Here is a 25980-nt window from a genome sequence, read left to right on the forward strand (position 1 = left end):
CTTAAACTCCTAAATATTTTGAAGTATAACTTAATAGTTTTTCTTCTTCAAAGTTTTTAGCAACTACTGTAACTCCAAAAGGTAAGCCATTTTTCCTAAATCCAGCAGGAACTGCAATAGCACTTAAATCAAGTAGATTCATATAATTTGTGTAATATCCAAGATTTGTATTTAGTTCTATTGGATTGTTGTTTACTTCTTCTATTTTATAAATCGTTCCTGTTGTTGGTGTTAACATAAAATCAAACTCTTCAAACAATTTTTCAGCTTTTTTTCTATTTTTTTTCAAGATATATTCTGATTCAAAATAATTTATTGCATTTATATTTTCTCCACTACTTATGATTTTTCTAACAGTTGGCTCAACTACTTGTGGAGTTTTTGTAATAACCTCTTTTATAGCTATAAATCTCTCCGTTACCCAAGGTCCACTATAAAGTAAGTTTGCACTTTCATTAAATGGCTCATAATCAATCTCAAAAGCCTTTCCACCTAAACTTTCAAACTTTTTAACTGCCTCATCAAATAGATTTTTTGCTTCCTCATCACCAAAAAATTTTAATTGCTCTTTTTTTGGAACTGCAAAAGAGAATTTTGCTTTTTCTTCAAACTCTACTTTTTCATAATGTCTACTATAAATATCCTCTTCATCATAAGCATTTGCTACTTTAAATACCTCTTTTATACTATCCAACTCTTTTGCAAATACTGTCACACAGTCCAAACTTCTACAAGCGGGAACAACTCCAGAAGTGCTAAGAACTCCTTTTGTAGCTTTTAATCCTATTAGATTATTAAAAGCTGCTGGTACTCTTCCACTTCCTGCTGTATCAGTTCCAAGTGAAAAACTAGCCATTTCAAGAGCTACTGCAACAGCACTTCCAGAGCTTGAACCACCTGAAATATACTCTTTGTTTATTGAGTTTTTACACTCTCCATAAGGACTTCTAGTTCCCACAAGTCCCGTTGCAAATTGGTCAAGATTTGTTTTTCCAATTGGAATAGCTCCAGCTTGGATTAACTTTTCAACCACAAAAGCAGATTTTTTTGGAGTATAAGAAAATTCAGGACAAGCAGCCGTTGTAGGAATATTTACTAAATCAATATTATCTTTTATAGCAAAAGGAATACCATAAAGTGGTAAATCCTCTATATTTTTATTTTCTAAATTTTTTAAATAAAAACTTATTTCTTCTTCAGTTAAAGTATAAATCCAAATATTATAATCTCTTGTTTGCTCTATTTTCTCAAAAATAGATGAAATTACTTCTTTTACAGTAACTTCACCACTTAAATATTTTGCTCTTAAATCTTTAATATTAAGTTTCATAAATTATCCTTTTTGATGATTACTAAAACATCACCAGAATTTATATTATCACCCTCTTTAAAAAGAATTTTTTCAACAGTTCCACTAATATTTGTTTCAATATCAACTTCCATTTTCATTGATTCTAAGATAACTAAAACTTCACCAGCTTTTACTTTATCTCCCTCTTTAACTTCAATTTTCCAAATATTTCCAGACATGATAGATTCAACGGCTTCTTCATTCTCATTTAAAATGATTTCATCTTTTACTTCAATAACATCAGCTTGAACATTAAATTTATCAAGTCCTTTTTCTTTCCACATCAATCTTTCATCTTCAAAAGCTTGTTTTCGCATTGATTGGAAACTTGTATGCTCTTTTTTGTTGTTTTCTAAAAACTCTTTATATTCTTTTAGTTTAAATGTTCCATTTTCAATTTTTAAAGGATATTTTCCATATAAAAACTTCTCTCTAATATCATGTAACTCATCACTAGAAACCAAATAAAACCGAACTTGGTCAAAGAATCTTAATAACCAAGGTTTACTAAACTCATTTGTACTTCTATATGTATTCCACATTTGTAAAGTTCTTCCAAAAAGTTGATAACCTCCTGGTCCCTCCATTCCATAAACACATATATAAGCTCCACCAATTCCAACAGAATTTTGAGCTGTCCAAGTTCTTGCTGGATTATATTTTGTTGTTACCATTCTATGAGCTGGATTTAATGGAGTTGCAACAGGAGCACCTAAATAAACATCACCTAATCCCATAACTAAATAAGAAGCATCTAAGATAATTCTTTGAACTTCATCAACATCTCTAAGTCCATTTATTCTTCTAATAAACTCAATATTTGAAGGACACCAAGGTGCATTTGATCGTACTCCTTGTTGATATTTATCAATTGCTAATTGAATTGATGGGTCATTCCAAGAAAGTGGTAAATAAACTGTTCGTGATTCTACTTCTAAATTTTCAATATCTTTTAGTGAATTTATCGCTTCTTCTACAAGTTTTAAAATCTCACTTCTATCTATCTCTAAAGAGTTAAAATGAATTTGTAAACTTCTAATACCTGGAGTTAAATCAATGATTGAGCTTAAATTTTTCTCTTCAATATAAGTCATTAAAGCGTGAATAAAAAATCTTAATTCAATATCAAGTTTTAACTCCCCTGCTTCAACTAATACAAACTCATTTCCAGCACTTCTAATAACAATATCTAAATCTAACTCTTTATAATTAAAAGTTTTTATAATTGGCGTTGCTTTTTCTTCATCAAAATCAATAATAAAATCAGCCAAATTTGGTAAAACTTCATTTGTTTTTATAGCTTTTTCAAAAGCTAAATTCATCAAATCTGCATTTTCTAAACTAACTGGCTTAAACTTGATTTTATCACCAGTTTTAAGCTGACCAATTTTATGTAATTCGCAAGAAATAATTGTAGCAGGACAAACAAATCCTCCAAGACTTGGACCATCAGGTCCTAAAATTACTGGCATATCTCCTGTAAAATCTATTGTTCCAAAAGCATAAGCATTGTCATGGATATTTGAAGGATGAAGTCCCGCATCTGCTCCATCATTTCTTGCCCATTTTGGAGTTGGTCCTATTAATCTAACACCCGTTCTACTTGAGTTAAAGTGAACTTCCCAAGAAGTAGCAAAAAATTCTTTTATATCAACACCCGTAAAGAAATCAGGGCTTCCATGAGGACCATAAACAACTCCGATTTCCCACTCATTTACTAAATTTATTTTATTTACAAGCTCTTCATAAACCTCATCTTTAGTTTCAAAATAGTTTAACACATCACCTGCTTTAAGCGCACGTCCTGAGTGTCCTCCAAACTCACCTAAAGTAAATGTTGAAGCACTTCCAAGATATGAAGCTACATCAAAACCACCTTTGATAGCTAAATATGTTCTATTTCCATTTCCAATAACTTTTTTAAACTCTAAAATATCATTCTCTTTTACATTTATTGCTTTATACATCTCTACACTATTTCCATTTAGTGTTGCTTGCATATCTGCCCCACCAAAAGAAATAGTTGTAGCACTTCTAAATTTAAAAGTAGCTCCCATAAAAGTCATCTCAATAAATGCAGCTTTTTCATCATTTTTTAATAGATGATTTAAAAGTCTTGGTGTTAGATTGTCCATAGCTCCAGATGGTGGAATACCAACTGCCCAGAAGTTTTGTCGTGCAGGATAATCTTGAATAGTAGTCATCGTTCCTGATTTTAAAATATCAACTTTAAATGGTTTATATTCTAATTTCTCTAATACTTTTGTATAAAAGCTTGAATTTTTGAAAAAGTCTTGTTTTAAAATTGCTTCTAAATATGAAAGATTTGATTCAATTCCATATATTTTTGAAGTTTTTAAAACCTCTTGTAATTTTGCTAAATTTTCCTCTCTACTATTTCCATAAGAGATTAATTTTGCTAAAAGTGGGTCATAAAATGGACTTACCTCACATCCATCTTCAATCCATGTATCTATTCTTAAATCTTTTGGAAATTCTACTTTTGTGATAAGTCCAGTGCTTGGTTGGAAATTTTTACTTGCATCTTCAGCATAAACTCTAAGTTGTATTGCATGACCTTTTGGATTATGAATATAATCAAGTAGTGGTTTATTATCACCATATGCAATTTTTATCATCCACTCAACTAAATCAACTCCACAAACCTCTTCAGTAATTCCATGTTCAACTTGTAATCTAGTATTTACCTCTAAAAAGTAAAACTTATTTGTTTTTGTATCATAGATATACTCAACAGTTCCAGCACTTTTATAATTTACTGCAAGTGCTAGTTTTTTTGAAGCTTCAAATAACTCTTTTCTTAACTCATCACTGATATTTGGAGCTGGTGTTTCTTCTATAACTTTTTGGTTTCTTCTTTGAATTGAACAATCTCTCTCACCTAAAGTTTTAACATTTCCATTTCCATCACCAAAGATTTGAACTTCAATATGACGAGCTGTTTCAATATATTTTTCTAAAAAAACTCCACCATTACTAAAGTTTGAAGTAGCCAGTTTTATAACGCTTTCATAAGCTTGAACTAACTCTTCTTCATTAAAGCAAAGTTTCATTCCTATTCCACCACCACCTGCTGTACTTTTTAACATAACAGGATAAGAAATAGTGTTTGCAATCTCTTTTGCCATTTCTAAACTCGTAAGAAGTTCACTTCCCTCTAACAATGGTACATTATTTGCTTTTGCAATATCACGCGCAGTGTGTTTTAATCCAAAATCTTCTATTTGTTTAGAAGTTGGACCAATAAATGTAATACCGTTTTTTTCACACTCTTTTACAAAATTTACATTTTCACTTAAAAACCCATATCCTGGATGAATAGCATCAACATTATACTCTTTACAAATCTCAATAATTTTTTTATAGTTTAGGTAAGTTTCTTCTAGTGTAGTTCCATGAAGTTGTACACTTATATTTGCATTTCTTACAAATGAAGCATGTTTATCTGCCTCACTATAAATCGCAACTGACTCAATACCCATCTTTTTTAAAGTTCTAATTACTCTATTTGCAATCTCAGCTCTATTTGCAATTAATACTCTTTTAAACACTTTATATCCTTGAAGTATAATTTTGGGCCGTCCCGTATGAATATATCTTATAAGTCGTCTAATAAGATAAAAAGAATTAGCTCTTTTGGGCTTTTAACTAACTATTTGTCCCAAATAATTAATTGTATTGGAGTTGGGTTATATCCATTACATGGATTGTTTAATTGTGGGCAATTTGATATCAAAACTAAAGTATCCATATGTGCTACCATTTCCACATAATCACCTGGTTTTGAAATACCATCTACAATTGCTAAATGTCCATTTTCTTCAACAGGAACATTCATAAAAAAGTTAATATTATTTGTGATATCTTTTGGACTCATTTCAAGTTGTGCCACAATTGTTAAGTAATTATCTCTACAAGAGTGCATATATTTTTTATCTAATCCAAATCTAACACTATTACTCTCAGCGCTACAATGTCCACCTAAAGTATCGTGATTTCCACAAGTGTCTTCTGTAATTTCCATTAAAACATTATCATCTATAGAGATTAGTTTTGTACCAGTTGTAATAAAAATACTTCCTTGTTCTCTAATAGTATCATTTGCACTATATCTATCATTGTAATTATCGTTATTGTAAAAAAGTGTATCTACTGCTTGACAACCTTCTAAATCAACAATTCTGAAAGTTTGCCCTTTTTTAATAACACCTGCCCATGGAAGACCTGATGGTAATTTTTCATTATAAATTGCATTTTCTATATTTTTTGACATCTTTTAATCCTTAAACAAAATATCTATTTGTATTTATAAAGCCTCTTTTAGCTTCATCACTATAGTTTTTATAATCTTCATCTTTAAACTCAACACTATCAAAAATAGTTATTTCAATATCACTTGGTTCATAAACTCCACTTTTATCCATAGCGTGTGGTGTATTTGATAATACAAGTAAAACATCCATGTGTGCTGTTAATTCTATAACATCATTCTCTTTTGCTTTTCTGTCACTTAACACGAGTTTTGAACCCTCTTTAACATCTACTTTTCTAAATAGATTTAGTGCTGGAATTAAATCTTTTTTTGTCATTCCATATTTTCCAAGTTCAATTAAAAAGTTTTCTTTATCACTTTTATAATAACCATTTCTACAACTTTGATAAGTTGCTTCTCCTCCAAAATTTTCTTTGATAGTTCTTTCATTTGAAATTCCACCTAAAATATCAAATAAACCATCAGTAGAATCTTCCGTAATTGCAAATAAAACTCTTCCCATTTCAGAAAATAGAACTTTTTCTTTTCCTAAAAAAGCATTCCATTGGATTTTTACTGTATCTGCACTATTAAATCTCTCTGCTACATTTGAAGCGTTGTAAAACATAGCACTTAAACTTGCATTTTCACCTTTTGCTTTTAGTTGTATTGTTTGCCCTCTTTTTATAATTTTTGACCATTTAACACTTGAAGGGAAAATTTCATTTAAAACCACTTTATTACTTCTTATCATTTCATCTTTCCTTTTTCTTTACTCGAATCTATATCATTTATTATTGTTGAGCCATATCTATTTGGGAAATTCTCATCAACTTTTATTTTGTCAAATACCAAAACTCTTGTTCCTAATTTAAAAGCTTCACTAATATCATGAGTTACCATCACAACCCCAAAATTTAGTTTTGAATGAATATCTAAAAGTAACTCATGCATATCTTTACTAATTCCAGGGTCAAGCGCACCAAACGGCTCATCTAAAAGTAAAAGTTTTGGCTCTTTTACAAGTGATTGAGCAATAGACAATCTTTGTTTCATTCCACCACTTAACTCATGTGGATATTTAGTTCTTGAGTGATATAAACCAACTGCTTTTAAAATCTCATCAGCGCTTTCTACAGCCTCTTTTTTTGCTTTTCCAAAAAGTTTCCCAAAAAATGGTGACTTTTTAAACTCTAAACCAATAATCACATTATCAATCACATTTAAGTGATTTAGTGTTGAATATCTTTGAAAGACTATCCCTCTATCATCACTTGGCTCTTTTGGATACTCTTTATCTTCAAAAAACAACTCACCTCGTGATGGTTGTTCAATCCCAAGTAACATTCTTAAAAATGTACTTTTACCACAACCAGATGGTCCAACTAAAGTACAAAACTCTCCACTATTCATAGAAAAATTTACTTTTTCTAAGATTATATTATCACCATAATTTTTCCAAATATTTTTTGCTTTAATTAATCCCATAATCACTCCTTTCCAAACCAAGGAAATAGTTTTTGATTAAATTGTCTTAAAACAAAATCTATTAAAAATGCTAATAGTGTAATCCATACAACATAAGGCAAAATCACATCCATAGCTAGATATCTTCTTACTAAAAATATTCTATAACCTAAACCTTCAGTTGCAGCTATTGCTTCAGCTGAAATCAAAAATATCCAAGCAGTTCCTAAAGTCAATCTAATAGAATCAATCAATCTTGGAAATATTTGAGGAGTTACAACTCTTGTTATTATTTGCCAAGTATTAGCTCCCAAAGTTTGAACTTTTATAATTTGTTCACTTGGTATTTCTCTTACTCTTTGATAAATATCTCTTATCATAATTGGTGTAATTCCCAAAATAATCAAAACTACTTTTGAAATCTCACCTAAACCAAATACTATAAAAAGTATCGGTAAAATTGCCATTGTTGGAATCAAAGAAAAAAACCAAATAAGTGGTGATAAAGTTGAAGTAATCATAGGAATAACTCCTATAGAAATACCAACAACTAAAGCAATAACTGCACTTATTCCTACACCTAAAGCCAATCTTTTTAAACTTGAAACTGTGTCATCATAAAGGATATAACTTCCAGTTCTTTTATCCTCTTCAAAAGCCAATTTACTCATACTTTCAATACATTTTTCTATTGATGGCAATAGTTTATCATTTGGATTTTCAGCAAGTCTAGCATTTGAAGAACCTATATAAACTATCACTATTAATAGAAAAGGTAATAATCCCAAAAAAATATTTGTTGTTTTTGATGGAATTTCATTTATTAACCTTTTCATATTTTTTCCTAAAAATTAAAGTTTTCCCTCTAGTGCCATTTTCATATATGTATCATCAAATCTAAGTTTGATATTTCCTTTATCTCCAATAATTTTTCCATTTGGAAACTCAATTCCTACAAATCCATAATCACTTGCACCCTCTCCATATAAACCATGGTCAAATGAGAACTTAGCAACAAACTCCATAGTTTTTACTATTTCATCACTATTGTTAAATTTAACAGCTTCTGCTGGTGTGTAATACATATTTGTAGTTTTTAATTGGTCTTCAAATCCAGCTAAATCCGTTCCAGATGCTTTTGCCATAATTGTTTTAGCTTCGATTGATTCTTTTGAGTTAGAAGTCATTAAAGTCATCATTTCATACCAAGCACCAACTAATGCTTTTCCAAATTCTGGATTTTCTTTTAAAGTTTGAGTGTTAGCAACCATTAAATCTATAATCTCACCAGGAATTTTCGAACTATCAAAAATAGTATTTGCATTTGGCATTTTTTGAATTTCACTCACTTGTGGTTTCCAAGTAACAACACTTGTAACATCAGCAGTTGTATAAGCAGAAACCATATCAGCATCACTTGTATTTACAACTTTTATATCTTTTTCACTCATTCCATTTTTTTCTAAAGCTCGAGCTAATAAATAGTGAGAAATTGATAATTCAACAAGATTTATATTTGTTCCTTTTAAATCTTTGATTGATTTTGCAGTTTTAGAAATAACAGCATCATTTCCGTTTGAATAATCTCCAATGATTAAAGCAGTTGAATCAACTCCACCAGCAGCAGGAATTCCTAATGCATCAGTATTTGCCATCACACAACCATCAAATTCACCTGAACTATATTGATTGATTGATTCTATATAATCATTTATTTGAACTATTTGCACATTAATTCCATATTTTTTAGCCCATTTATCCATGATTTTTTGAGATTCTATAACATCCCAAGGCATCCAACCAACATAGATACTCCAAGCAACTTTGAAATCTTTTTTTGTTCCAGCAAAAAGCGAAGTTGATGTTAATCCTAAAAATAGAACAACCAATGATAGTAGTTTAAAGATTTTTGAAATCGAAAGTTTCATGTATTACTCCTAAATAAAATTAAACACGAAAGAGGTTTTCACCTCCCGGGCTTTTATCCCTCCGTGTAACTCTAATTTAAGAGTCGATAGCTCTTGGACCAGTCAACTTAAAAAGTTCGGAACCCTAGCCATCTTTGCAGTTCTTTAAGAGGCGAAATTGCCTCTAACATGTTTGATAAAGTAATTATAAATAAAAATTAATCTTTATTGAATAGTTTTATTGTTTAAAAAATATACAAATAAATTTTTTAATAAAAAATCTTTCTAAGTAACTATTAAATATCATTACATATTAAATTATTTTGAAGGATTATAATTGGCTGGAATATTAGGCTATTTATCAGTTTTAGCAGATGATATAAGTTCTCTTGCTGGAAAAACTATGGCAACAACTGCCAAAAGTTTAGCAACATCACTTGATGATATAGGATTACTGTTTGATGATATTGCAACTTACACAAAACTTGCAAGTGTAAAATCTAGTGGTCTTTTAGTTGATGACTTAGCTGCTATTGCAAATTTTACAAATGAAACAACTTCTGATATTTTGAAAAAAGAGTTAGAAAAAGCAAAATCTGTTGAAGAGTTCAAAGAAAACATCGAAAAACTTGATGTTAATGAACAAAAAAAGATTTTAGCTGAACTAGAAAATATAAGAAATATTGCAATGCTTGAAGCAAAAAGAAAAGCAGCACTTAGGGAACTTCCTATTGTTTATAAAATTGCACTTGGAAGTTTTAAAAATAAATTTATCATTATCCCTATTGTATTAATTTTAAGTTATCTTGCTCCTTTTTTAATTGCTCCTATTTTGGTACTTGGTGGTTCTTATTTAGCTTATGAAGGAGTTGAAAGTATCTTAGAAAAGTTTGGTAAACATCATGAAGTAGATGATGTTAAAGAGACAATAAAAGAGCTTTCAAGTGAAAAACTAGAAGATATCAAAGTAAAGAGTGCAGTTAAAACTGACTTTATTTTATCTTTTGAAATTATAGTTATAAGTCTTAGTTTGATAGAAGAAACTGAGTTTTTAACAAAAGTTTCTGTTTTAATTCTTGTTGGAATTTTAACAACAATCTTTGTGTATGGAATTGTTGCATTTATTATAAAACTTGATGATATAGGATTTTATTTACAAGAGAAAAAAAGTGCAATGTTAAAAACTATTGGTGATGGATTTGTAAAATCAATGCCTTATATCATAAAAACTATCGGTATTTTAGGAACGATTGCAATGCTTGCTGTTGGAGGAGGAATTATCTCTCATGAAACACATATCTTACACTCATTTGATGAGATTTTAAAAGCTATTCCTCTTGGAGGATTTTTAAGTGAGATTATTTTAGGGACGATTGTGGGTTATGTTGTTGTTTTAATAGTTCCAATTATTTCAAATATCTTTTCAAGATTTAAAAAAAGTAACTCTTAATAATATCTGCTAAAATATAAAGCATTAGTAAAGTGAAGATAATCTTATTGTAATTCATAAGATTATCTTAGCTAAAAATATTTTAATTTTCTTGTCTTAACACTTGTCTTTTATTTGCTTTTGAAACCTCTTTTTGAGCGAAATCATAGTTTTCTGGAATAATTTTCTTTAGAAATGGTGGAATTTTTCTTCCCCCTACTTTCATAACATCTTCCAAAATTATATTTGCAATTTTTTCTTTATCAAATTTTACACTCATATATTCAAATAAAAACTCAGCCATTCTATCAAGAGAGATTTTATAAGTAGATTCGCTTCTTCTATAAAGCCATTTACTCAAATCATAGAAGTTTTCAAAAACTTTTCCATCTTCAAAAAGTAAAGCAGTTGTTTTTTGAAAATTTCCACTATTGTAAACTATATCCCAAAATCTAGCAAATCTTTTCATCTCTTGCATCAAAGAAAAATCAATCAAATCATTTTGTAAAATATCATAAGGAGGTAAATCACTATAAACCATACCGTAAACTTTATCATGTCTATCAAGCGTAGTACCTGATAATTTTTTCAAAATACCAACTTGAATTTCACCAGTAGAAAGGGTATAAAGTAAATCAAGATTTTTTCCAAAACTCTCAATAGTTTCACTTGGAAGCCCAATAATCAAATCTATATGCATATGAGCGTGAGTTTGGGTTGATAAGAACTTTAGATTATCTTTGATTTTATCAATTCTTAGATTTCTATGAATCTCTTTTGCCACATCTAAATTTAGAGTTTGAATACCAACTTCAAGTTGTAAACTTCCAGCTTTAAACTGTTTGATTAATTCTCTTAATTCTTCAGGGAAATTATCAGGAATTACTTCAAAATGTAAAAAATACTCTTCTTCTTTCTCTAAAAAATAGTTTAAAATAGCTTTTGCATAAGAGATTTTGATATTAAAAGTTCTATCAATAAACTTGAAATTTCTTGCACCTCTTTGCCATAATTTATCAATTTCTTCTAAAAAAACTTCAATAGACAAATATCTCATTTTTGTATCAATTGAAGATAAACAAAACTCACATTCAAAAGGGCAACCTCTTGCCATTTCCACATAAATATGTCTATTTTTGATATCAAAATCTGTATAGTCATCATAAGGTAAAACAATATTTTCTAAATCAACTTTTGGTGAATTTATAACTCTTGTTTCTTTACAATTTCCATTTAAAATATCAAAACATAAATTGTAAAAACTTACTTCTCCCTCACCTGTGATTATATAATCAGCCATATCAAAATTTACTCGTAAAGGAGTATAACTAACCTCGGGACCTCCTAAAACAACTATTGTTTCAGGTGATACTTTTTTTATAGTTTGCACAAGTTCAGCAACATCAGTTGCATTCCAAATATAAACAGCAATTCCAACTATTTTTGGTTTATGTTCTAGTATTTGTTCTGCTATTGTTTGATTTGATGAGTTTATAACAAACTCTAATATTTTAGCTTCTTCTTTTAATTCTTTTAAATTTGCATATAAATATCTCAAAGCTAAAGATGTGTGAGAGTATCTCGCGTTTAATGTAGTAAGTATTATATTTTTCATTCGCGATTGTAACACAAAGTTATTGATATTAACTTTTCATAAACTAAAGTTCATTATACTACGCCTTTTAAAAAAGGATAATTATGTTAAACGATACTTTTTCAAGATTTAGAGTAATCTCATTTGTAGAAGGTCTTTCTTACTTAATTTTAGTATTTATTGCAATGCCTTTAAAATATTTTGCTGGTTATGAAATTGCAGTAAAAGTTGCTGGAATGACTCATGGTATTTTATTTATTTTATTTTTTATTGCTTTATTTATGGCAATGAAAAAATATAATTGGAAGTTCTTAAGTTTTCAACTTTTTGTTTATTCATTAATTCCATTTGGTTTTATTTTAATTGAAAAAACTATCATGAAAACTCCACCTAAAAAGTTAAAATAGATGTTTTTTTCAAAAGGTTTTTTGGGAACATCTGCTCCATTTTATTTAGATTTAGCAACAATTTATTTTGCAATATTACCTTTTTTATTAGCTATTAGTATCTATTTTGCTATTAAAAAAGAGTATAACAAACACTTTCTTTCACAAGCAATAATATTAGGTATCACTTTATTTATTGTTGTTATTTTTGAAATAGGTGTTAGAATAACTGGTGGATTTATTGAATATTCAAAATATAGCAATATCTCTTTTGATTTTATGGTAATCTTTTTAGTAATTCATATTTTAATAGCAATTGCAGCTGTTGGTGGTTGGCTATATTTATTTATCTCTTCATATAAAGATTATGTTCATCGAAAACTTAATCCTAAAAAACATAAAAAAATGGGTAAAGCTATTTTCTTAGCATTAACTGTAAGTTCTATTATGGGAATTTTTATCTATTTATTTTTATTTGTATTTTAAATATTAAGGTTTTAAACCTTAATATTTTTTCTTTTTAGTGTGTAACTATTTCAATATCAGCTATTTCTATTGGATAGTTTTGTTGATCTAAATCACCTGTCTCAGGAACTATTTCATAAGCTTTTGCTTTAATATCAACATCATTTAAAGCACCTGCTCTTAAATTTATTTCTAAAACATCTAAATCTTTTACATCTATTACTAAACTGAACTCTTTTTCGATAGCTGTATCTGTCCAGTTTTCATCCCATCCTTCAACTAATAAATATGATGAGATTACATTTTTTTGTAATCCACCATTCCAGATTTCACTTCCTGCATTGTAAAAATTAATTTTGTCAAAACTTTTTGTTGAATGTTTTTTAATTCTTGTTGCATCTGTAAGTTGAGGGAAAGAAACAGATATTCCTCCACTTGAAATTACTTCTAAATTAGTTAAATATTTAAAATTTACTTTTAAAAGATTATTGCCAATAAACTCATAATCATAAAATACACCTTTTCCTGTATCATTTTGTCCTAATGTTGTATCATTAAAACTCTTTTTTTCAGGAAAAACTAATTCTTTTTCATCTAATACTTTTTTATTATTTACATAAACACCATCATTTTTCAATTCTGCTTCAAATCTTTTTAAATTATTAGGAGCATCCATAAAATCTACTTTTGAATCTGGTTGTTTTAGATTTAGTAAATTTTTTACATTTAGTGCTGTATCATTATCTAAATCTATTGCCAATTTTATAGTTTCAAAAATATCTTTTATATTTTTTGCATCTTCAATAGAACCATTTTTATTTAATCCTAAAGATAATTCATATTTTAAAGTATCAAAAATCTTTTGATTTTTTATCATATAATTAGTTGCACTTCCATTTGATGATACAGAAATTCCGCTTTGAAATAAAGATTTTAAATACTCTTGATAATTTTCATCTTCTAAATATTTTGTTATTTCATCTAATTTTTTTATTGGTAATTTATCAACTACAAAATTTAAAGATGTTTTTTTCAAATTAGCAATTTCTTCATCATATTTTTTTGCATGAATTTCATCAAATGATATTTCACTTTTTCCTGAAACATTAAGTTCATCTTTTTCTGTATTTGATTTTATTACTACATTTTTGATATTAAATGATAAATCAGAACTTTGAAACTCAAAATTTTGAATAGTCAAATCTGAAACTTCTTTTTTATCATCAAAAATATAATCCAAATTTAAATTATCTAATTGAAGAAAATCTTTTGCAGAATTATCTGTACTTGATAATTTTACTAAAGGTAATTTCATATTTTTACTATTTCCTTCTAAACCACGAATAGTTAAAAACATTAAATTTGGAATAACTGTATCAATATCTGCCAATTTATAATTTGCATTTCTATCAATTGTTACTTTTAGTTTTTTATCTTTTACAAAATTTAATAACCAAGTATCAGCTTGACTATTTGGATTATTAGCAAGTAAATACATATTTTTTTTAGATAATTTAGATAAATAGATATTTGTATTTACATCCATACTTAAATTATTAATTAAAAAATCATAATCAAAAGTAATACCTTCAAAAAATTTCTCTTTTTCATATAAAGAAACTGAATTAAACTCTTTTTCTAAAGCTTTTTTTATTTCTTCATTTTTTATTTTACTAAAAATATATAAAGCTACTTTTTCAGGATAAATAACTTCAATTTGTCCATTTCCATTTGTTTTTAAATAATTTGATGTTTGTTTATGAGTTACTAAAAATCCATTATTATTTAGCTCTTCAATTTTTGCTTTTATCAAACTATCAGATTTTATTTTAAAACCTACAACTACAGCTATTATAACTACTAAAATAGCTATTATTCCTAAAATAATTTTTTTCATACTTCCCCCTTTTTTCTTATTGATAAATTGTTCCTTTGTGTTTTAACCAGCCATCTTTATGTTTTTTTCTTGGATCATGGTGAGTCCAATGAATTACTCCACCTTTATTATTCCACTCATATTCTCCATAAAATTCGACAGTATCACCAACTTGTAAATCATCTATTCTTTTAGCTAAATCTATATTATGAGCAACTAAAATTGATAATTTTGTTGGTAATTTTAATATAAATCTTTGATGTTTTGAACCTTTTGTATCATCTTTTAAAATTTTAATAACTTTTCCACTTCCTTGAACTTGAATATCACTTTGTTTGTTATGATATGCTTTATCTATAATTGGATTTGCAAAAACTAAACTTGTTGATAAACAAAATGCTGTAAAAAGTGCTAATAAAAACTTTTTCATTATTTAATCTCTGGTCTATAAACTTTTATATTTGTATAACCTTCACTATCTCTTAAATATTGGGCATGTAATTGACTCATTATTCCTTTATCACAATAGAATAAATAAGTTTTATCTTGAGGTAGTTTTTTTAATTCATTTTTTAACTCATAAAATGGAATTTTTAAAGTCTCACAAGAAGTTTCTATACAATCAGGAGTTTGTCTAATATCTATAACTGTGTAATCTCCACTATTTAAATCAGTAATTATCTCCATTTGCCCTATTTCATTTACATCTTGATCTATTTCATCTACATTTACAAATACAGATTTTTTAACAGATTCATCTAAAATAGAATAATCAAAAGCTTTTGCTTCTTTTTCCATTCTTTCATAACTTCCATGAGTTACTGGATTTTTTGAAATTACTCCACAATACTCAGGCATAGATTCTGCAAATCTTCTTGTTCCAATTTTATAAGCAATATCAATAATATCTGGTTTACTCATCATTGCAAGTGGTCGTAAAACAAGTTTATTTGTACATTGGTCAATTAATGCTAGATTTCTTAATGTTTGACTTGAAACTTGTGCAACACTTTCACCAGTTACTAAAGCATCTATTCCCATACTATTTGCTATTTTTTCACTTGCTGTTAGCATCAACCTTTTTAACATAACTCCCATATAAGGTTGACTCACACTTTTAAAAATTTCAGTTACAACATCATCAAAAGGTACACTAATAAATGAAACCCTATGAGAACTTCCAAATTTATTCCAAAGATAATAAGCTACTTGTTTTACTCCAATTTCATGCGCTATTCCACCAAGATTAAAAAAAATAAAGTGAGTTTTTATTCCTCTTTTCATTGTAAGATATGAAGCAACTGTTGAGTCAAATCCACCTGACATCAAAGATATTATACTTCCTTGAGTTCCAATAGGAAAACCTCTAAGTCCCATATGTTTTTTTGTAATAATATTTAACTTTGTATGTTCAAGCTCTATGTTTATAGTTACCTCAGCATTTTTTAAAGCAACACCTTTTGTTTCTGGGTTCATTGCTAACATATAACCACCAACAGTTTGTTCTATATTTGTAGATTTAAAATCTTGTGTTCCAGTTCTTTTTGCTCTTATAACAAAAGTTTTACCTTTTATTTCATCTGCCATCATTTCATTTACTTTTACTTTAATATCATCTAAAGTATTCATATTATCAAATTGCAATGCTTCTAATATTTGTTCTATTCCTGGAGTATCAAGTAGTTTTGTTCGAACTTGGTCAACTACTTCTATAGGACAAACTATTTCTACTTTGTCAAAAAATTTTTTGATTTGTATATCACTTGAAATTCTTGATAAAAGATTTACAAGATTATTATAAACTTGGGCTATCATCTGTCTTTTTGCAGTTGTGCCTTTTATCATAATTTCTGTGAAATATTTTATTATGAATTTTTGTGTTTTGATTTGTGATTTATCCATGTATTTGAAAGACCTTCTATTTTTTATTGGTGCGAATTATAACATAACAGTTGTAAAGGTAAGTATTTTTATTTTTTTCTATAATTTTTTTTGACATAATACCCGTTTGTAAAAAAAGGAATAAAGTATGCAAGAAAACCAATATGAAAAAATTAGATTATTATTTTTTAAACTAATTGCTGAAACTAAAGAGTTAACAACTAATGAATTTGAAAATATAATAAATCAAGTTTTTGAAGCAAATCCATCAATAACAAAAGAGATGAAAGAAAGACTGGTTATTGATATTACAAAAATGAGAGAAGATTTATTAAAATAAAGAGGAAAATATGGATATAGATACTTTAGAAGATTTAGCTAAAGAGTTAAAATCTGATGAAAATGAAAATGCACTAGAACTTTTTAAAGAGTATGCAAAAATCAACAAAATTGATGAAGAAGAATTAGAACAAATTCTTTCAAAAAAATATGATTGTTTCAAATGTGAAAGTTGTGATAAATTTTATTGTTATGATGAGTATTCATTTTTTGATGAAAAATGTATTTATTGTTGTGATACAGATACAGAAGATGAGGATTATTAAAACAAGCTCAGAATATAGAGCTTGTTTTCTTTTATGGTTTAAATCTTTTTAGAACTTTTTTATATCTATTTTCACTATTACATTGGATTAATAACATATCATTTTCTTCTAAGATTGTAGAACCAGTTGGTTTTAAATAATCATTTTCTCTTTTTATTAGAAGAATCAAAAAATCAGCAGGAAGATTTAATTCCACTATACTTAAGCCAATAACTTTCGAATTTTCTTCAATATAAAATTGTTTTAAAGTATGATAAAAAAGTGGTGAAGCTATAACATTATCTGGTTTAAAATCTTTACTTTTTGATTCAACATTTAACCATTTTGCCATAAGAGGAAGAGTTGTTCCTTGAATCAAAATTGAAAATAAAACAATAAAAAATACTATATTAAAAATCAAATTTGATTTATCAAATCCTTGTAAATATGGGTATGTTGCCAAAATAATTGGAACAGCTCCTCTTAAACCAACCCAAGAAATAAAAGCTTTTTCTTTTATGGTAAAAGAACTGAAAATCGTACTTATAAAAACCCCTGCTGGTCTTGCTATAAACATTAAACAAAAAGCAATAAGTAAGCCAGATAAAGCAATATCAGGAAGTTCAGATGGGAAAACTAAAAGTCCAAGAGCTAAAAAGACTGTTATTTGCATAATCCAAGATAAACCTTCATGGAAACCAATTAGATTTTTTTTATGTACAAACTCTTTTGTATTTGCAACAATACCTGCTAAATAAACAGCTAAAAAACCATTTCCTTCTAATAGTGATGTACTTGAAAATAAAAATAGAATCCAACCAATAGTAAATACAGGATATAATCCATAAAAACTCAAATGTATTCTATTTAATATGGGAGGTAATAATATTCCAAAAATATAACCTAAAGCTCCACCTATTATAAATTGTAAAAAAAATCTCAAAATCCATTCTGTTATACTTGAGCTTTCAGGTAACATCAAAATTTGTAATATAGCAACTGTTAAAAAGATTGCCATTGGATCATTACTTCCTGATTCAAGTTCTAAAAGTGGAGTAAGTTTCTTTTTTAAAGAAATACCTTTTGCTCTTAATATTGCAAAAACTGCAGCTGCATCTGTTGAAGAGATAATCGCTCCAACAAGTAAAGATTCCAAAAAAGTAAATCCAAGTATATAATAAACACAAATTGCAACAAAAAAAGCTGTTAAAAATACTCCAACTGTTGCTAAAATCAATCCATCTTTTAAAACAGGTTTTATTGATTTCCAAGCTGTATCTAAACCACCACCAAATAAGATAAAAATAAGAGCTAAAGTTCCAATATGTTGAGCAAGTTCTACATTGTCAAAATGTATGCCTAAAATTCCATCTGAACCAGCTAACATTCCAAGCCCTAAAAATATAAATAAAGAAGGTATTCCAAAATTACTAGATAGCTTACTAGCTACAACACTTAAAAGCATCAAAAAAGCAGTAATTAATAAATAAAATTCAATAGATGCCATAAAACTCCTCTTTTATAAATAATAAAAATTATATCTTAAAAAAATTAAATTATTATAGTCACTATTGATTAATAAAAAGTACGAAATAGAAGTATAAAAGCTTTCTATGTAGCTTTTATACTATTTATTAAATTTATGATTATACTATAAGTCATAACTGTAATCATTGGAAAAACTGAAGCAAAAGCAATAAGACCAAATCCATCCATTAAAACATTTCTTCCTTCTATATTTGAAGCTAAAAATATTCCAAAAGCAGTTACAATGGGAACAGTAATTTCAGAAGTTGTAACTCCTCCTAAATCAAAAGCAAAAGCAACTATTTGTTTTGGTGCAAATATAGTTAAAATTACAACTATACTATAAAGAATAGTTATCAATAACCAAATATTATATCCATTTACTATTTTATAAGCTCCAAATAAAATACCACTTCCGACTCCTATGGCAACTAATAATCTGATAATTGTTACATTCAATCGAATACTTGACATTTTATCAGCTTGTTTTATAACTGCAATCAAAGCTGGTTCTGCCATTGTTGTTCCAAATCCAATTAGAAATGCGAACAAATATATAAAAAATACATTATTCATTTGTACTAGATTATTTGCTATTGATTCACCAATAGGGAAAAGTCCTAGTTTTATTCCAACGATAAAACCATATAAACCAATAATTAAAAAAATAAAACCAAATATCACACCTGAAAGATTTGCTAAAGGCTTTTTAATAACTAAATATTGAAATATTAAAATCGTAGCAATTATTGGAACCAAATTTAGAAAAGTTTTAAATAAATCTATAACTATTCCAAATAGAGTAAAACCCTTGTCATAGTGTGCTTCATCTTCAACATTTGATATAAATTCTATAGTTTCACTTCCAAAATCGCTTCCTAAAGCAAATATTCCATAAAGTTGAATACTAATCATAGGAGTAATAGCTGCAAGTGCAACAAAACCAAAACCATCTTTTAAAACACTTCTTCCTTGTAAAGCAGAAGCAATACCAACACCTAAAGCGACGATTAAAGGAACTGTTGCTACATTTGTAGCAACTCCACCAGAATCATAAGCTAAGCCTATGATTGCAGTTGGTGTAAAATAAGTCACTATTAAAACTATTAAATATCCAATTATTATAATAACTGCTATATTCCAACCTATAATTGTTCTTATTATTCCAAAAGCAGTAATTAATCCTACACTTATAGCAATTATTATTCTTAAAGTTAAAGGATTTAAGGCTCCTTGAGTAATCTCTCCTGCTTGAGAAGCTACAGCAATAATTGCAGGTTCTGCAATAGATGCACTAAAACCTAAAGAAAATCCAAAAAGTGCAAATAATAGTATAGATTTTCTTTCTAAAAATTCACTAGATAAATTATTGCCTAAAGGGAAAATTCCTATTTCTAGCCCCATTAAAAAAAATGTAACTCCGACTATTACAATTATAAAACCTATACAAATTGAAATTACATCTTGTGGTAAACTTTGAAAAACAAAAAGTTGAAATCCTATGATTATTAATAAAATTGGAATTAAATTTACAGCTGATTCTACTAAAGTATATCTAAACTGTTTTATTAACTCATGCACATTTTACTCCACCCAAGTCATCAAATAGTTAGTTAAATCTGTAATTGACAAAACACCTTCAAGTTCATTATTATCTGTAACAACAACTCTTTTAATATTATGTTCTATCATTATTTTAGCAGCATATTTAACATCAATTTTTGAAGATACACTAAATGCAGGCTTTTTATATAAATCATAAACATTTAATAAATCAATATCACCATCTTCAGCTACAATTGCTTTTAAAATTTGTGTATTTGTGATAATTCCATAAGCATCAGATGGAGAATTTTTTTCAACAACCAATACTTTTAAATTTTTTTCTTTCATAAGTTGTAATGCTTCTTTTAAAGTTGCATAAGGCTTAATAGTCGTAACATCTTTTTTCATCAAATTTTCAACTAACATACTTTTCCCTTATAAATCATCTTCATTTTTTATTGTATCTTCAAATTTTTTTAAAACTTCTCTATCTAAACCAATGATATGAGATATTGGCATTGTAAAAGCAACACAATTTGTACCTTTGTTCAAAATCTCATTATTTATTGCTTTAAGCACCTTTTTTGATAATCTTTCTTCAAGTACATAAAGAATAACTGTTTGATTTCCATCAAAAGTTAAGGAAAAAAAACTCTTTTTATTCCCCGAACTACTTCCTCTTGCTTGTACAATAGTTGCTCCATCAGCACCATATTCTTTAGCTACTAATTTAATTTTATCTTCATGTTCAGAAGATGCTATAACAACTAATGTAACAAATTTCATACTATATCATCCTCTAATATTTTATAAATAATTACATCTTTTGTTGAGTGTTCTAATAAATCAAATGAAAAAATACTCAAACTACTTCCAACAGACAAACTTAATAAATCAATTGTTTTATATTCAATTGACTCATCAACCATTGTTTTTATATCTATAAATTTTTTTGCTTTTGTAAATAGTTTTATATCTTTTGGAATATCTAAATTATTTATAAATTTATTCAAATCATGTTCTGCTTCTGTTGCATAAAAATCCACAAAGTCATGAATTTCATCTTCATCAAAACCATATAATTTAACTCTATCTTCAAAAAATGTTTTATAATAATGCTCTATATGAAAATTTGCTTCAGGAAATAAATTCACTAAATACTCTATATTTTTTTTTGAAGATTTAGATAAATCTGTTGGGATTAATATATTTTTATACTCTGGTTTTTCTTCTGTTTTTACCACAAGAACTGGAATATCAAGCTTTCTTATTATTGAACTTAGATTTGAACCATTAAAAATATCTTCAAAAAAAGTTCTTTCTCTTTTAAATCCAGCAATTACAGTTGAGATATTATGTATTTTTATATGTTTTTTTACAATCTCTATAAAATCTCCACACTCACAATAAACATCTGCTTTATCTTTATAAATATCTTTTAATATAGATTTACTTTTTTCCAAAGAACCTTCTGTTTTTTCTTTAAAGAATTTCAAAAATGATTCATCTTCTACGTGAAGTACATTTAACTCTTTGTTATATTTATCTGCTAAAAATATTGCTTTTTTTGCAACAATTTCAGTAAATTCTCTTAGATCACTTAAAACTAAAACTTTGTCTTTTTTCATAATGTACTCCTTTTTTACAATTGATAATTGTTATTATTTTGATTGTACTTACTCTATACTTAATATCATTTGAAAATTTTAATTATTTAATTATTTTATTGCATTTTGTAATAAAATCAATTCAAAATAAAATAGTTCACTATAATTTGATTAATTTCTAATAATAAAGGGAAAATATGAATATTTGTGGTATAGAATTAAAATCTAATAATCTTATTTTAGTAATTCTAAATGATAAAAAATATCAAGATAATAAAATAAAAAAAATTATATTTGAAGATGATGAGAAACAAGAAAATATCAGAAAATTTTGTAATGAATTTTTAGATTTTTTACAAAAAAATCAAATTGAAAAAATTTACATAAAAAAAAGAGCAAAAAAAGGAAGTTTTTCAGGTGGAGCAGTAACCTTTAAAATGGAAGGACTAATACAATTAAATCCTATTTGTTCTGTTGATTTAATCTCAACTCAAACTATAAGTTCTTTTGAAAAGAAAAATCAAATAGTATTTCCAAAAGAGTTAAAAAAATATCAAGAACAAGCTTTTTTAACTGCACTTTGTATTAGCAACTAATAATTGCTAATACGACAAAAATATCTTTATTTTTCTAAAATACAAAAGCAATCTCTTTTATACTAATATTATAAATATTCACTTTCACTCCGTCACTATCAACAACACTATAAGAAATAATCAAATCATTTGGATTTTCAATTGTTTCATTTTCTTCAACAAATTTTACATATTTATCATAATCAATTATGCTATAAATAAATTTTGCTTTTTCAATAAATTTTTCATTGTTTATATATTTTTCATAAATTTCTTGATAAGTATCTTTATCATATTTATTATGAAAATTGTTTTTATACATCAGTTCACAATAAGCAGTTTTTTTGAAATCTTTCGAAGAATACAAAAGATAATCACCAGCAATTATTGGTTCTAAATCTTCATGAATTTCAAAAAGATTATATTTTTTATATCCATTTTCATCTGATATTAAAGAAGTGGTTTTAATCATAACAAGCTTTCCTATTTTTATTTTTATTCTATCATACTCTAAATTTATATTTACTATTTATCTTTTTATGTATAACATATAAGATATAATTATTTATATACTATGTATAAATATTTTTTGATTTATTTTATATTTATTTAAAATATTTTTTATTGATTTTTTTGAAAAAATTATTTTTTCTACAAAAGCCTATCTTATAGCATATTTAAATATTTTTATTACATTTTATATCTATCTTATAGAATATTAAATATTTATATTATGTATAATTTATATGTTTTATATAAAGAAGATTTTTCTTGATATTTATACTTTATTCAAATTGATGGTAAATTTGACCAATACTGATACCGCCATCATTTGATGGGATATCAATATTAAAGTAAAATTCCCTACCCTCTTTTTCAAATTCATCAAGTAAAATTTCAAGTAAAAGTTTATTTTGAAAAACTCCTCCACTTAAAACAACTGGAAAATTTTTATAAATATTTGAGATTTCTAAAATAAGATTTACAAGAGTATTTATAAATTTTGTACAGATAAGCTTTTTATCTTTTTCATTTATAATTTCTTTGATCATAGGTCTTAAATCAATTTCTTCTTCAAAAATTTCATAAGTGTATGAAGAAATAATTGATTTATCATAATTTTGCTCTATTTGTAATCCAGTTTCACCCTCATAAGTTTGAACTTGTAGAATATCTGCAAATGATGAAATAGCATCAAATAAACGACCTATAGAACTACATAAAGGGCTATTTAAACCTTTTTGCCACATTGTATAAAACATTTTTATCTCTGTATCTTTAAATGCTTTTACTGTTGGAATATCCATAGCAAAAACTTCATCTAAAGAAAAAGTATCAAACAACAGACTTAAAGCCACTCTTTTGGGTTCTTTTACAGCAATTTCACCACCAATTAGCCTAAAATATTTGATATGTTTTACTCTTTTAAACTCTTTTCTAGAACTAAGTAATACCTCTCCACCCCAAATATTTCCATCATCTCCATAGCCAGTACCATCAAAAGCAAATCCTAAAACTTCTTTTTCGATATTTTCTTGTGCCATAACAGATAATATATGTGCATAGTGATGCTGAACTTGTACAAGCTTAATATTTGGATTTTTTTCTTTTATTTTCATTGCAAATTTTGTAGATTCATAATTTGGATGTTTATCACAGATTATAACATCTGGTTCAAAATCATAAAATCTTTTAAATGTATTTATAGTTCTTTCAAAATATTCAGATGATTCAATAGAATTTAAATCTCCAATATGAGGTGATAAAATTAAATTATTTTTAAAAGCAATCGAGATAGTTGATTTTTGATTTGCACCAAGAGATAAAATCTTTTTTTGAAGTTCTTTTTTCAATTTTATAGAAGTTGGAGCATAACCTCTAGCATTTCTCAGTTTGATATTATATTTTCTAACATTTTGTATAATAGAATCATCACAAGTGTTTATAATTTCTCTATTATAATCTAATACAAAATCTATTACATCTTCTAGTTTGTCTGTTATCTCTTCTTTTGTTCTTATTATTGGTTCATCTTTAAGATTTGCACTTGTTGCAACAAGTGGTTTATTTATATATCTAAATAATAAATAATGCAATGGTGTATAAGCGATAAAACATCCTAATTTATTAACATTCGGAGCAACGAATTTTGAAATAATAGTATTTTCTTTTTTATTAACAAGAACTATTGGTCTCTCTTTTGAAGTTAATATTTGTTCTTCAATGATATTTATTTTTGTATATCTTTTAATAGTATTTATATTATTAAACATAAGAGCATATGGTTTCATTGGTCTATTCTTAACTACTCTTAATTTATTAACAATATTATCATTTGTTGCATCACACATCAAATGAAAACCACCTAATCCTTTGATTGCAATTATATATCCTTTATCTAATAATTCTGCTGTTTTTTTAATAGCTTCTATATTGTTAGATATTACAATATTATTTTTATTATACAAAGTTACATTTGGGCCACAAACTTCACAAGAAACAGGTTGTGCGTGGTATCTTCTATTTGCTGGATTTTCATACTCTTCTTGACAATTTTGACATAATTTAAACTCTTTCATAGAGGTATTACATCTATCATAAGGAATTGTTTCTATTATAGAATATCTTGGACCACAATTTGTACAATTTGTTAAACTATAATTGTATCTAAGATTATTAATATCATTTATATCTTTGATACATTCCTCACAAATTGATATATCAGGAGAGATAATTGTAGTTTTATTTTTTGATGTTGAACTATCTATTATTTCAAAGCTTTTATATTCTTGTTTTTTAGTTATTTTTCTTATTCTTATAGAATCAATTTTTGCCAAGATAGGAGAATTTGATTTTAATTCTAATATAAAATTTTCAATACTCTCTTCTTGTGCATATAATAAAATATTTACACCTTTTTCATCATTATTAACCCAACCTTTTATATCATGTTTAATTGCTAAATTATATACAAAAGGACGAAACCCTACTCCTTGAACAATGCCTTTTACTTTTATAAAAAAAGTTACCATTAAATCCTCAATTTTTAATATTTTTGATTATAAAAAATTATAGCTTTATAACATATTGTGATAATTTTGTTTTTATATGAATCTGTGTAAAATCCACTTTTTATAAGTAAAATAAAGAAATAAATTTTTATGTTTACAAGTGCTATAAAAGAAGAACTTTTCCTAAAACTAACATATCATATAAAAAAAGCTTATGAAGAGAGTTATTATATTCTTTAAGATTCAAAGATTGATACTTTACAATCTTTATTAAATTTTTTGACACTTGAATATAATATTGTATGTTTGCATTCAAGTTTTAAAGCTTTTTATTTTATTAAACATTGTTCAAGTAAGAAATGGTTTTGAACCTAATGAAATTTTGAGGTTTCAATACATTATATGTTTAAGTTCAAGAGGCATTAATAGCTGCATCACTAAGAGGTAAATCCTGTTTCAATACATTATATGTTTAAGTTCAAGTATCTACTTTATCTCTTCG

24 protein-coding genes, 1 CRISPR repeat array and 1 riboswitch (1 of these 26 running past the window's edge) are annotated in these 25980 nt (G+C 26.8%); of the genes, 6 read left to right on the forward strand and 18 right to left on the reverse strand.

Going from position 1 to position 25980, the window contains the following annotated elements; all coding sequences use genetic code 11:
- Position 1 precedes the first annotated feature (1 nt).
- From atzF to ADFLV_RS09610, 7 genes are all read right to left on the reverse strand, one after another.
- Complete coding sequence (atzF, locus tag ADFLV_RS09580; protein ID WP_129011323.1) at positions 2-1330, reverse strand: allophanate hydrolase; 1329 nt, start codon at positions 1328-1330, stop codon at positions 2-4.
- A complete protein-coding gene (gene uca, locus ADFLV_RS09585; RefSeq protein ID WP_129011324.1) occupies positions 1327-4923 on the reverse strand; it encodes an urea carboxylase in 3597 nt (1198 codons plus the stop codon). The genes atzF and uca overlap by 4 nt, the downstream gene beginning before the upstream one ends.
- A 101-nt stretch (positions 4924-5024) precedes the next feature.
- Positions 5025-5645 carry an urea amidolyase associated protein UAAP2 gene (locus ADFLV_RS09590; protein WP_129011325.1) on the reverse strand — a complete coding sequence of 207 codons (621 nt, stop codon included), beginning with the start codon at positions 5643-5645 and terminating at the stop codon, positions 5025-5027.
- A 10-nt stretch (positions 5646-5655) separates the two neighbouring features.
- The gene (locus ADFLV_RS09595; RefSeq protein ID WP_172658782.1) at positions 5656-6378 is read right to left on the reverse strand and encodes an urea amidolyase associated protein UAAP1; all 723 of its coding nucleotides are present in this window, start codon (positions 6376-6378) and stop codon (positions 5656-5658) included.
- Positions 6375-7112, reverse strand: a complete 738-nt coding sequence (locus tag ADFLV_RS09600) for an ABC transporter ATP-binding protein (RefSeq protein WP_129011326.1) — start codon at positions 7110-7112, stop codon at positions 6375-6377. The genes ADFLV_RS09595 and ADFLV_RS09600 overlap by 4 nt, the downstream gene beginning before the upstream one ends.
- Before the next feature lie 2 nt (positions 7113-7114).
- Positions 7115-7927 (reverse strand): ABC transporter permease, encoded by an 813-nt coding sequence (locus ADFLV_RS09605; RefSeq protein ID WP_129011327.1) that lies wholly within the window; start codon positions 7925-7927, stop codon positions 7115-7117.
- Positions 7928-7942: 15 nt separating this feature from the next.
- Positions 7943-9019: a putative urea ABC transporter substrate-binding protein gene (locus ADFLV_RS09610; RefSeq protein WP_129011328.1), complete on the reverse strand. Its 1077-nt coding sequence runs from the start codon at positions 9017-9019 to the stop codon at positions 7943-7945.
- 40 nt (positions 9020-9059) lie between these two features.
- A riboswitch (guanidine-I (ykkC/yxkD leader) is annotated at positions 9060-9158 on the reverse strand.
- A 177-nt stretch (positions 9159-9335) separates the two neighbouring features.
- Between ADFLV_RS09610 and ADFLV_RS09615 the strand changes: the two genes are divergently transcribed.
- Positions 9336-10448 (forward strand): DUF808 family protein, encoded by a 1113-nt coding sequence (locus ADFLV_RS09615; protein WP_129011329.1) that lies wholly within the window; start codon positions 9336-9338, stop codon positions 10446-10448.
- Positions 10449-10530: 82 nt separating this feature from the next.
- Here the strand turns inward: ADFLV_RS09615 and ADFLV_RS09620 are convergent, their stop codons facing one another.
- Positions 10531-12042 carry a B12-binding domain-containing radical SAM protein gene (locus ADFLV_RS09620; RefSeq protein WP_129011330.1) on the reverse strand — a complete coding sequence of 504 codons (1512 nt, stop codon included), beginning with the start codon at positions 12040-12042 and terminating at the stop codon, positions 10531-10533.
- A gap of 83 nt (positions 12043-12125) precedes the next feature.
- Here ADFLV_RS09620 and ADFLV_RS09625 point away from each other — a divergent pair, with 83 nt between their 5' ends.
- Positions 12126-12428, forward strand: coding sequence for a DUF3817 domain-containing protein (locus ADFLV_RS09625; protein ID WP_014474536.1), 303 nt, complete (start codon positions 12126-12128; stop codon positions 12426-12428).
- Entirely contained in the window at positions 12429-12893 is a 465-nt protein-coding gene (locus ADFLV_RS09630; RefSeq protein ID WP_014474537.1) for a DUF420 domain-containing protein, read from the forward strand. It begins immediately after the preceding gene.
- A gap of 34 nt (positions 12894-12927) precedes the next feature.
- Here the strand turns inward: ADFLV_RS09630 and ADFLV_RS09635 are convergent, their stop codons facing one another.
- Genes ADFLV_RS09635 through thiI form a run of 3 tightly spaced genes read right to left on the reverse strand, consistent with a single transcriptional unit; the run spans position 12928 to position 16650 of the window.
- The gene (locus tag ADFLV_RS09635) at positions 12928-14769 is read right to left on the reverse strand and encodes a hypothetical protein (protein ID WP_129011331.1); all 1842 of its coding nucleotides are present in this window, start codon (positions 14767-14769) and stop codon (positions 12928-12930) included.
- Positions 14770-14785: 16 nt separating this feature from the next.
- The gene (locus tag ADFLV_RS09640; protein WP_129011332.1) at positions 14786-15178 is read right to left on the reverse strand and encodes a DUF3465 domain-containing protein; all 393 of its coding nucleotides are present in this window, start codon (positions 15176-15178) and stop codon (positions 14786-14788) included.
- Entirely contained in the window at positions 15178-16650 is a 1473-nt protein-coding gene (gene thiI, locus ADFLV_RS09645) for a tRNA uracil 4-sulfurtransferase ThiI (protein ID WP_129011333.1), read from the reverse strand. The genes ADFLV_RS09640 and thiI overlap by 1 nt, the downstream gene beginning before the upstream one ends.
- 127 nt (positions 16651-16777) lie before the next feature.
- On the opposite strand from thiI, the gene ADFLV_RS09650 reads away from it, so the two are divergent.
- Both ADFLV_RS09650 and ADFLV_RS09655 read left to right on the forward strand, forming a co-directional pair.
- Positions 16778-16969, forward strand: a complete 192-nt coding sequence (locus ADFLV_RS09650) for a hypothetical protein (protein WP_014474541.1) — start codon at positions 16778-16780, stop codon at positions 16967-16969.
- A 10-nt stretch (positions 16970-16979) separates the two neighbouring features.
- Positions 16980-17234: a hypothetical protein gene (locus ADFLV_RS09655; protein ID WP_014474542.1), complete on the forward strand. Its 255-nt coding sequence runs from the start codon at positions 16980-16982 to the stop codon at positions 17232-17234.
- Positions 17235-17265: 31 nt separating this feature from the next.
- On the opposite strand, the gene ADFLV_RS09660 is transcribed toward ADFLV_RS09655, so the two are convergent.
- From ADFLV_RS09660 to ADFLV_RS09680, 5 genes are all read right to left on the reverse strand, one after another.
- On the reverse strand, positions 17266-18720 hold the full coding sequence (locus ADFLV_RS09660; protein WP_014474543.1) for a potassium/proton antiporter: 1455 nt from the start codon (positions 18718-18720) through the stop codon (positions 17266-17268).
- Positions 18721-18824: 104 nt separating this feature from the next.
- Positions 18825-20321, reverse strand: coding sequence for a DUF1538 domain-containing protein (locus tag ADFLV_RS09665; RefSeq protein WP_129011334.1), 1497 nt, complete (start codon positions 20319-20321; stop codon positions 18825-18827).
- 3 nt (positions 20322-20324) lie between these two features.
- Positions 20325-20711, reverse strand: coding sequence for a CBS domain-containing protein (locus tag ADFLV_RS09670; RefSeq protein ID WP_014474545.1), 387 nt, complete (start codon positions 20709-20711; stop codon positions 20325-20327).
- Between the two features lie 9 nt (positions 20712-20720).
- Entirely contained in the window at positions 20721-21071 is a 351-nt protein-coding gene (locus ADFLV_RS09675; RefSeq protein WP_014474546.1) for a P-II family nitrogen regulator, read from the reverse strand.
- Positions 21068-21913 carry a universal stress protein gene (locus ADFLV_RS09680; protein WP_014474547.1) on the reverse strand — a complete coding sequence of 282 codons (846 nt, stop codon included), beginning with the start codon at positions 21911-21913 and terminating at the stop codon, positions 21068-21070. Before ADFLV_RS09680 ends, ADFLV_RS09675 begins: the two co-directional genes overlap by 4 nt.
- Positions 21914-22089: 176 nt before the next feature.
- Between ADFLV_RS09680 and ADFLV_RS09685 the strand changes: the two genes are divergently transcribed.
- The gene (locus ADFLV_RS09685; RefSeq protein WP_014474548.1) at positions 22090-22488 is read left to right on the forward strand and encodes a DUF3010 family protein; all 399 of its coding nucleotides are present in this window, start codon (positions 22090-22092) and stop codon (positions 22486-22488) included.
- A 34-nt stretch (positions 22489-22522) separates the two neighbouring features.
- On the opposite strand, the gene ADFLV_RS09690 is transcribed toward ADFLV_RS09685, so the two are convergent.
- Positions 22523-22939 (reverse strand): hypothetical protein, encoded by a 417-nt coding sequence (locus tag ADFLV_RS09690; RefSeq protein WP_129011335.1) that lies wholly within the window; start codon positions 22937-22939, stop codon positions 22523-22525.
- Between the two features lie 313 nt (positions 22940-23252).
- Complete coding sequence (gene hypF / locus ADFLV_RS09695) at positions 23253-25499, reverse strand: carbamoyltransferase HypF (RefSeq protein ID WP_129011336.1); 2247 nt, start codon at positions 25497-25499, stop codon at positions 23253-23255.
- Positions 25500-25865: 366 nt separating this feature from the next.
- Positions 25866-25980: a CRISPR direct-repeat array (repeat unit 30 nt; unit sequence GTTTCAATACATTATATGTTTAAGTTCAAG) (it continues 3634 nt past the right edge of the window).

The sequence above is a fragment of the Arcobacter defluvii genome, assembly GCF_013201725.1.
GTDB lineage: Bacteria > Campylobacterota > Campylobacteria > Campylobacterales > Arcobacteraceae > Aliarcobacter > Aliarcobacter defluvii.

Excerpts from the sequence above, each read along its gene's own strand:
- ADFLV_RS09600 (WP_129011326.1), bottom strand. The coding sequence starts at position 7,112 with ATGGGATTAATTAAAGCAAAAAATATTTGGAAAAATTATGGTGATAAT.
- ADFLV_RS09670 (WP_014474545.1), bottom strand. The coding sequence starts at position 20,711 with ATGTTAGTTGAAAATTTGATGAAAAAAGATGTTACGACTATTAAGCCT.
- ADFLV_RS09595 (WP_172658782.1), bottom strand. The coding sequence starts at position 6,378 with ATGATAAGAAGTAATAAAGTGGTTTTAAATGAAATTTTCCCTTCAAGT.
- ADFLV_RS09655 (WP_014474542.1), top strand. The coding sequence starts at position 16,980 with ATGGATATAGATACTTTAGAAGATTTAGCTAAAGAGTTAAAATCTGAT.
- ADFLV_RS09685 (WP_014474548.1), top strand. The coding sequence starts at position 22,090 with ATGAATATTTGTGGTATAGAATTAAAATCTAATAATCTTATTTTAGTA.
- ADFLV_RS09625 (WP_014474536.1), top strand. The coding sequence starts at position 12,126 with ATGTTAAACGATACTTTTTCAAGATTTAGAGTAATCTCATTTGTAGAA.
- ADFLV_RS09675 (WP_014474546.1), bottom strand. The coding sequence starts at position 21,071 with ATGAAATTTGTTACATTAGTTGTTATAGCATCTTCTGAACATGAAGAT.
- atzF (WP_129011323.1), bottom strand. The coding sequence starts at position 1,330 with ATGAAACTTAATATTAAAGATTTAAGAGCAAAATATTTAAGTGGTGAA.
- hypF (WP_129011336.1), bottom strand. The coding sequence starts at position 25,499 with ATGGTAACTTTTTTTATAAAAGTAAAAGGCATTGTTCAAGGAGTAGGG.
- thiI (WP_129011333.1), bottom strand. The coding sequence starts at position 16,650 with ATGGATAAATCACAAATCAAAACACAAAAATTCATAATAAAATATTTC.
- ADFLV_RS09605 (WP_129011327.1), bottom strand. The coding sequence starts at position 7,927 with ATGAAAAGGTTAATAAATGAAATTCCATCAAAAACAACAAATATTTTT.
- ADFLV_RS09620 (WP_129011330.1), bottom strand. The coding sequence starts at position 12,042 with ATGAAAAATATAATACTTACTACATTAAACGCGAGATACTCTCACACA.
- ADFLV_RS09680 (WP_014474547.1), bottom strand. The coding sequence starts at position 21,913 with ATGAAAAAAGACAAAGTTTTAGTTTTAAGTGATCTAAGAGAATTTACT.
- ADFLV_RS09690 (WP_129011335.1), bottom strand. The coding sequence starts at position 22,939 with ATGATTAAAACCACTTCTTTAATATCAGATGAAAATGGATATAAAAAA.
- ADFLV_RS09650 (WP_014474541.1), top strand. The coding sequence starts at position 16,778 with ATGCAAGAAAACCAATATGAAAAAATTAGATTATTATTTTTTAAACTA.
- ADFLV_RS09660 (WP_014474543.1), bottom strand. The coding sequence starts at position 18,720 with ATGGCATCTATTGAATTTTATTTATTAATTACTGCTTTTTTGATGCTT.
- ADFLV_RS09630 (WP_014474537.1), top strand. The coding sequence starts at position 12,429 with ATGTTTTTTTCAAAAGGTTTTTTGGGAACATCTGCTCCATTTTATTTA.
- ADFLV_RS09610 (WP_129011328.1), bottom strand. The coding sequence starts at position 9,019 with ATGAAACTTTCGATTTCAAAAATCTTTAAACTACTATCATTGGTTGTT.
- ADFLV_RS09590 (WP_129011325.1), bottom strand. The coding sequence starts at position 5,645 with ATGTCAAAAAATATAGAAAATGCAATTTATAATGAAAAATTACCATCA.
- ADFLV_RS09635 (WP_129011331.1), bottom strand. The coding sequence starts at position 14,769 with ATGAAAAAAATTATTTTAGGAATAATAGCTATTTTAGTAGTTATAATA.
- ADFLV_RS09640 (WP_129011332.1), bottom strand. The coding sequence starts at position 15,178 with ATGAAAAAGTTTTTATTAGCACTTTTTACAGCATTTTGTTTATCAACA.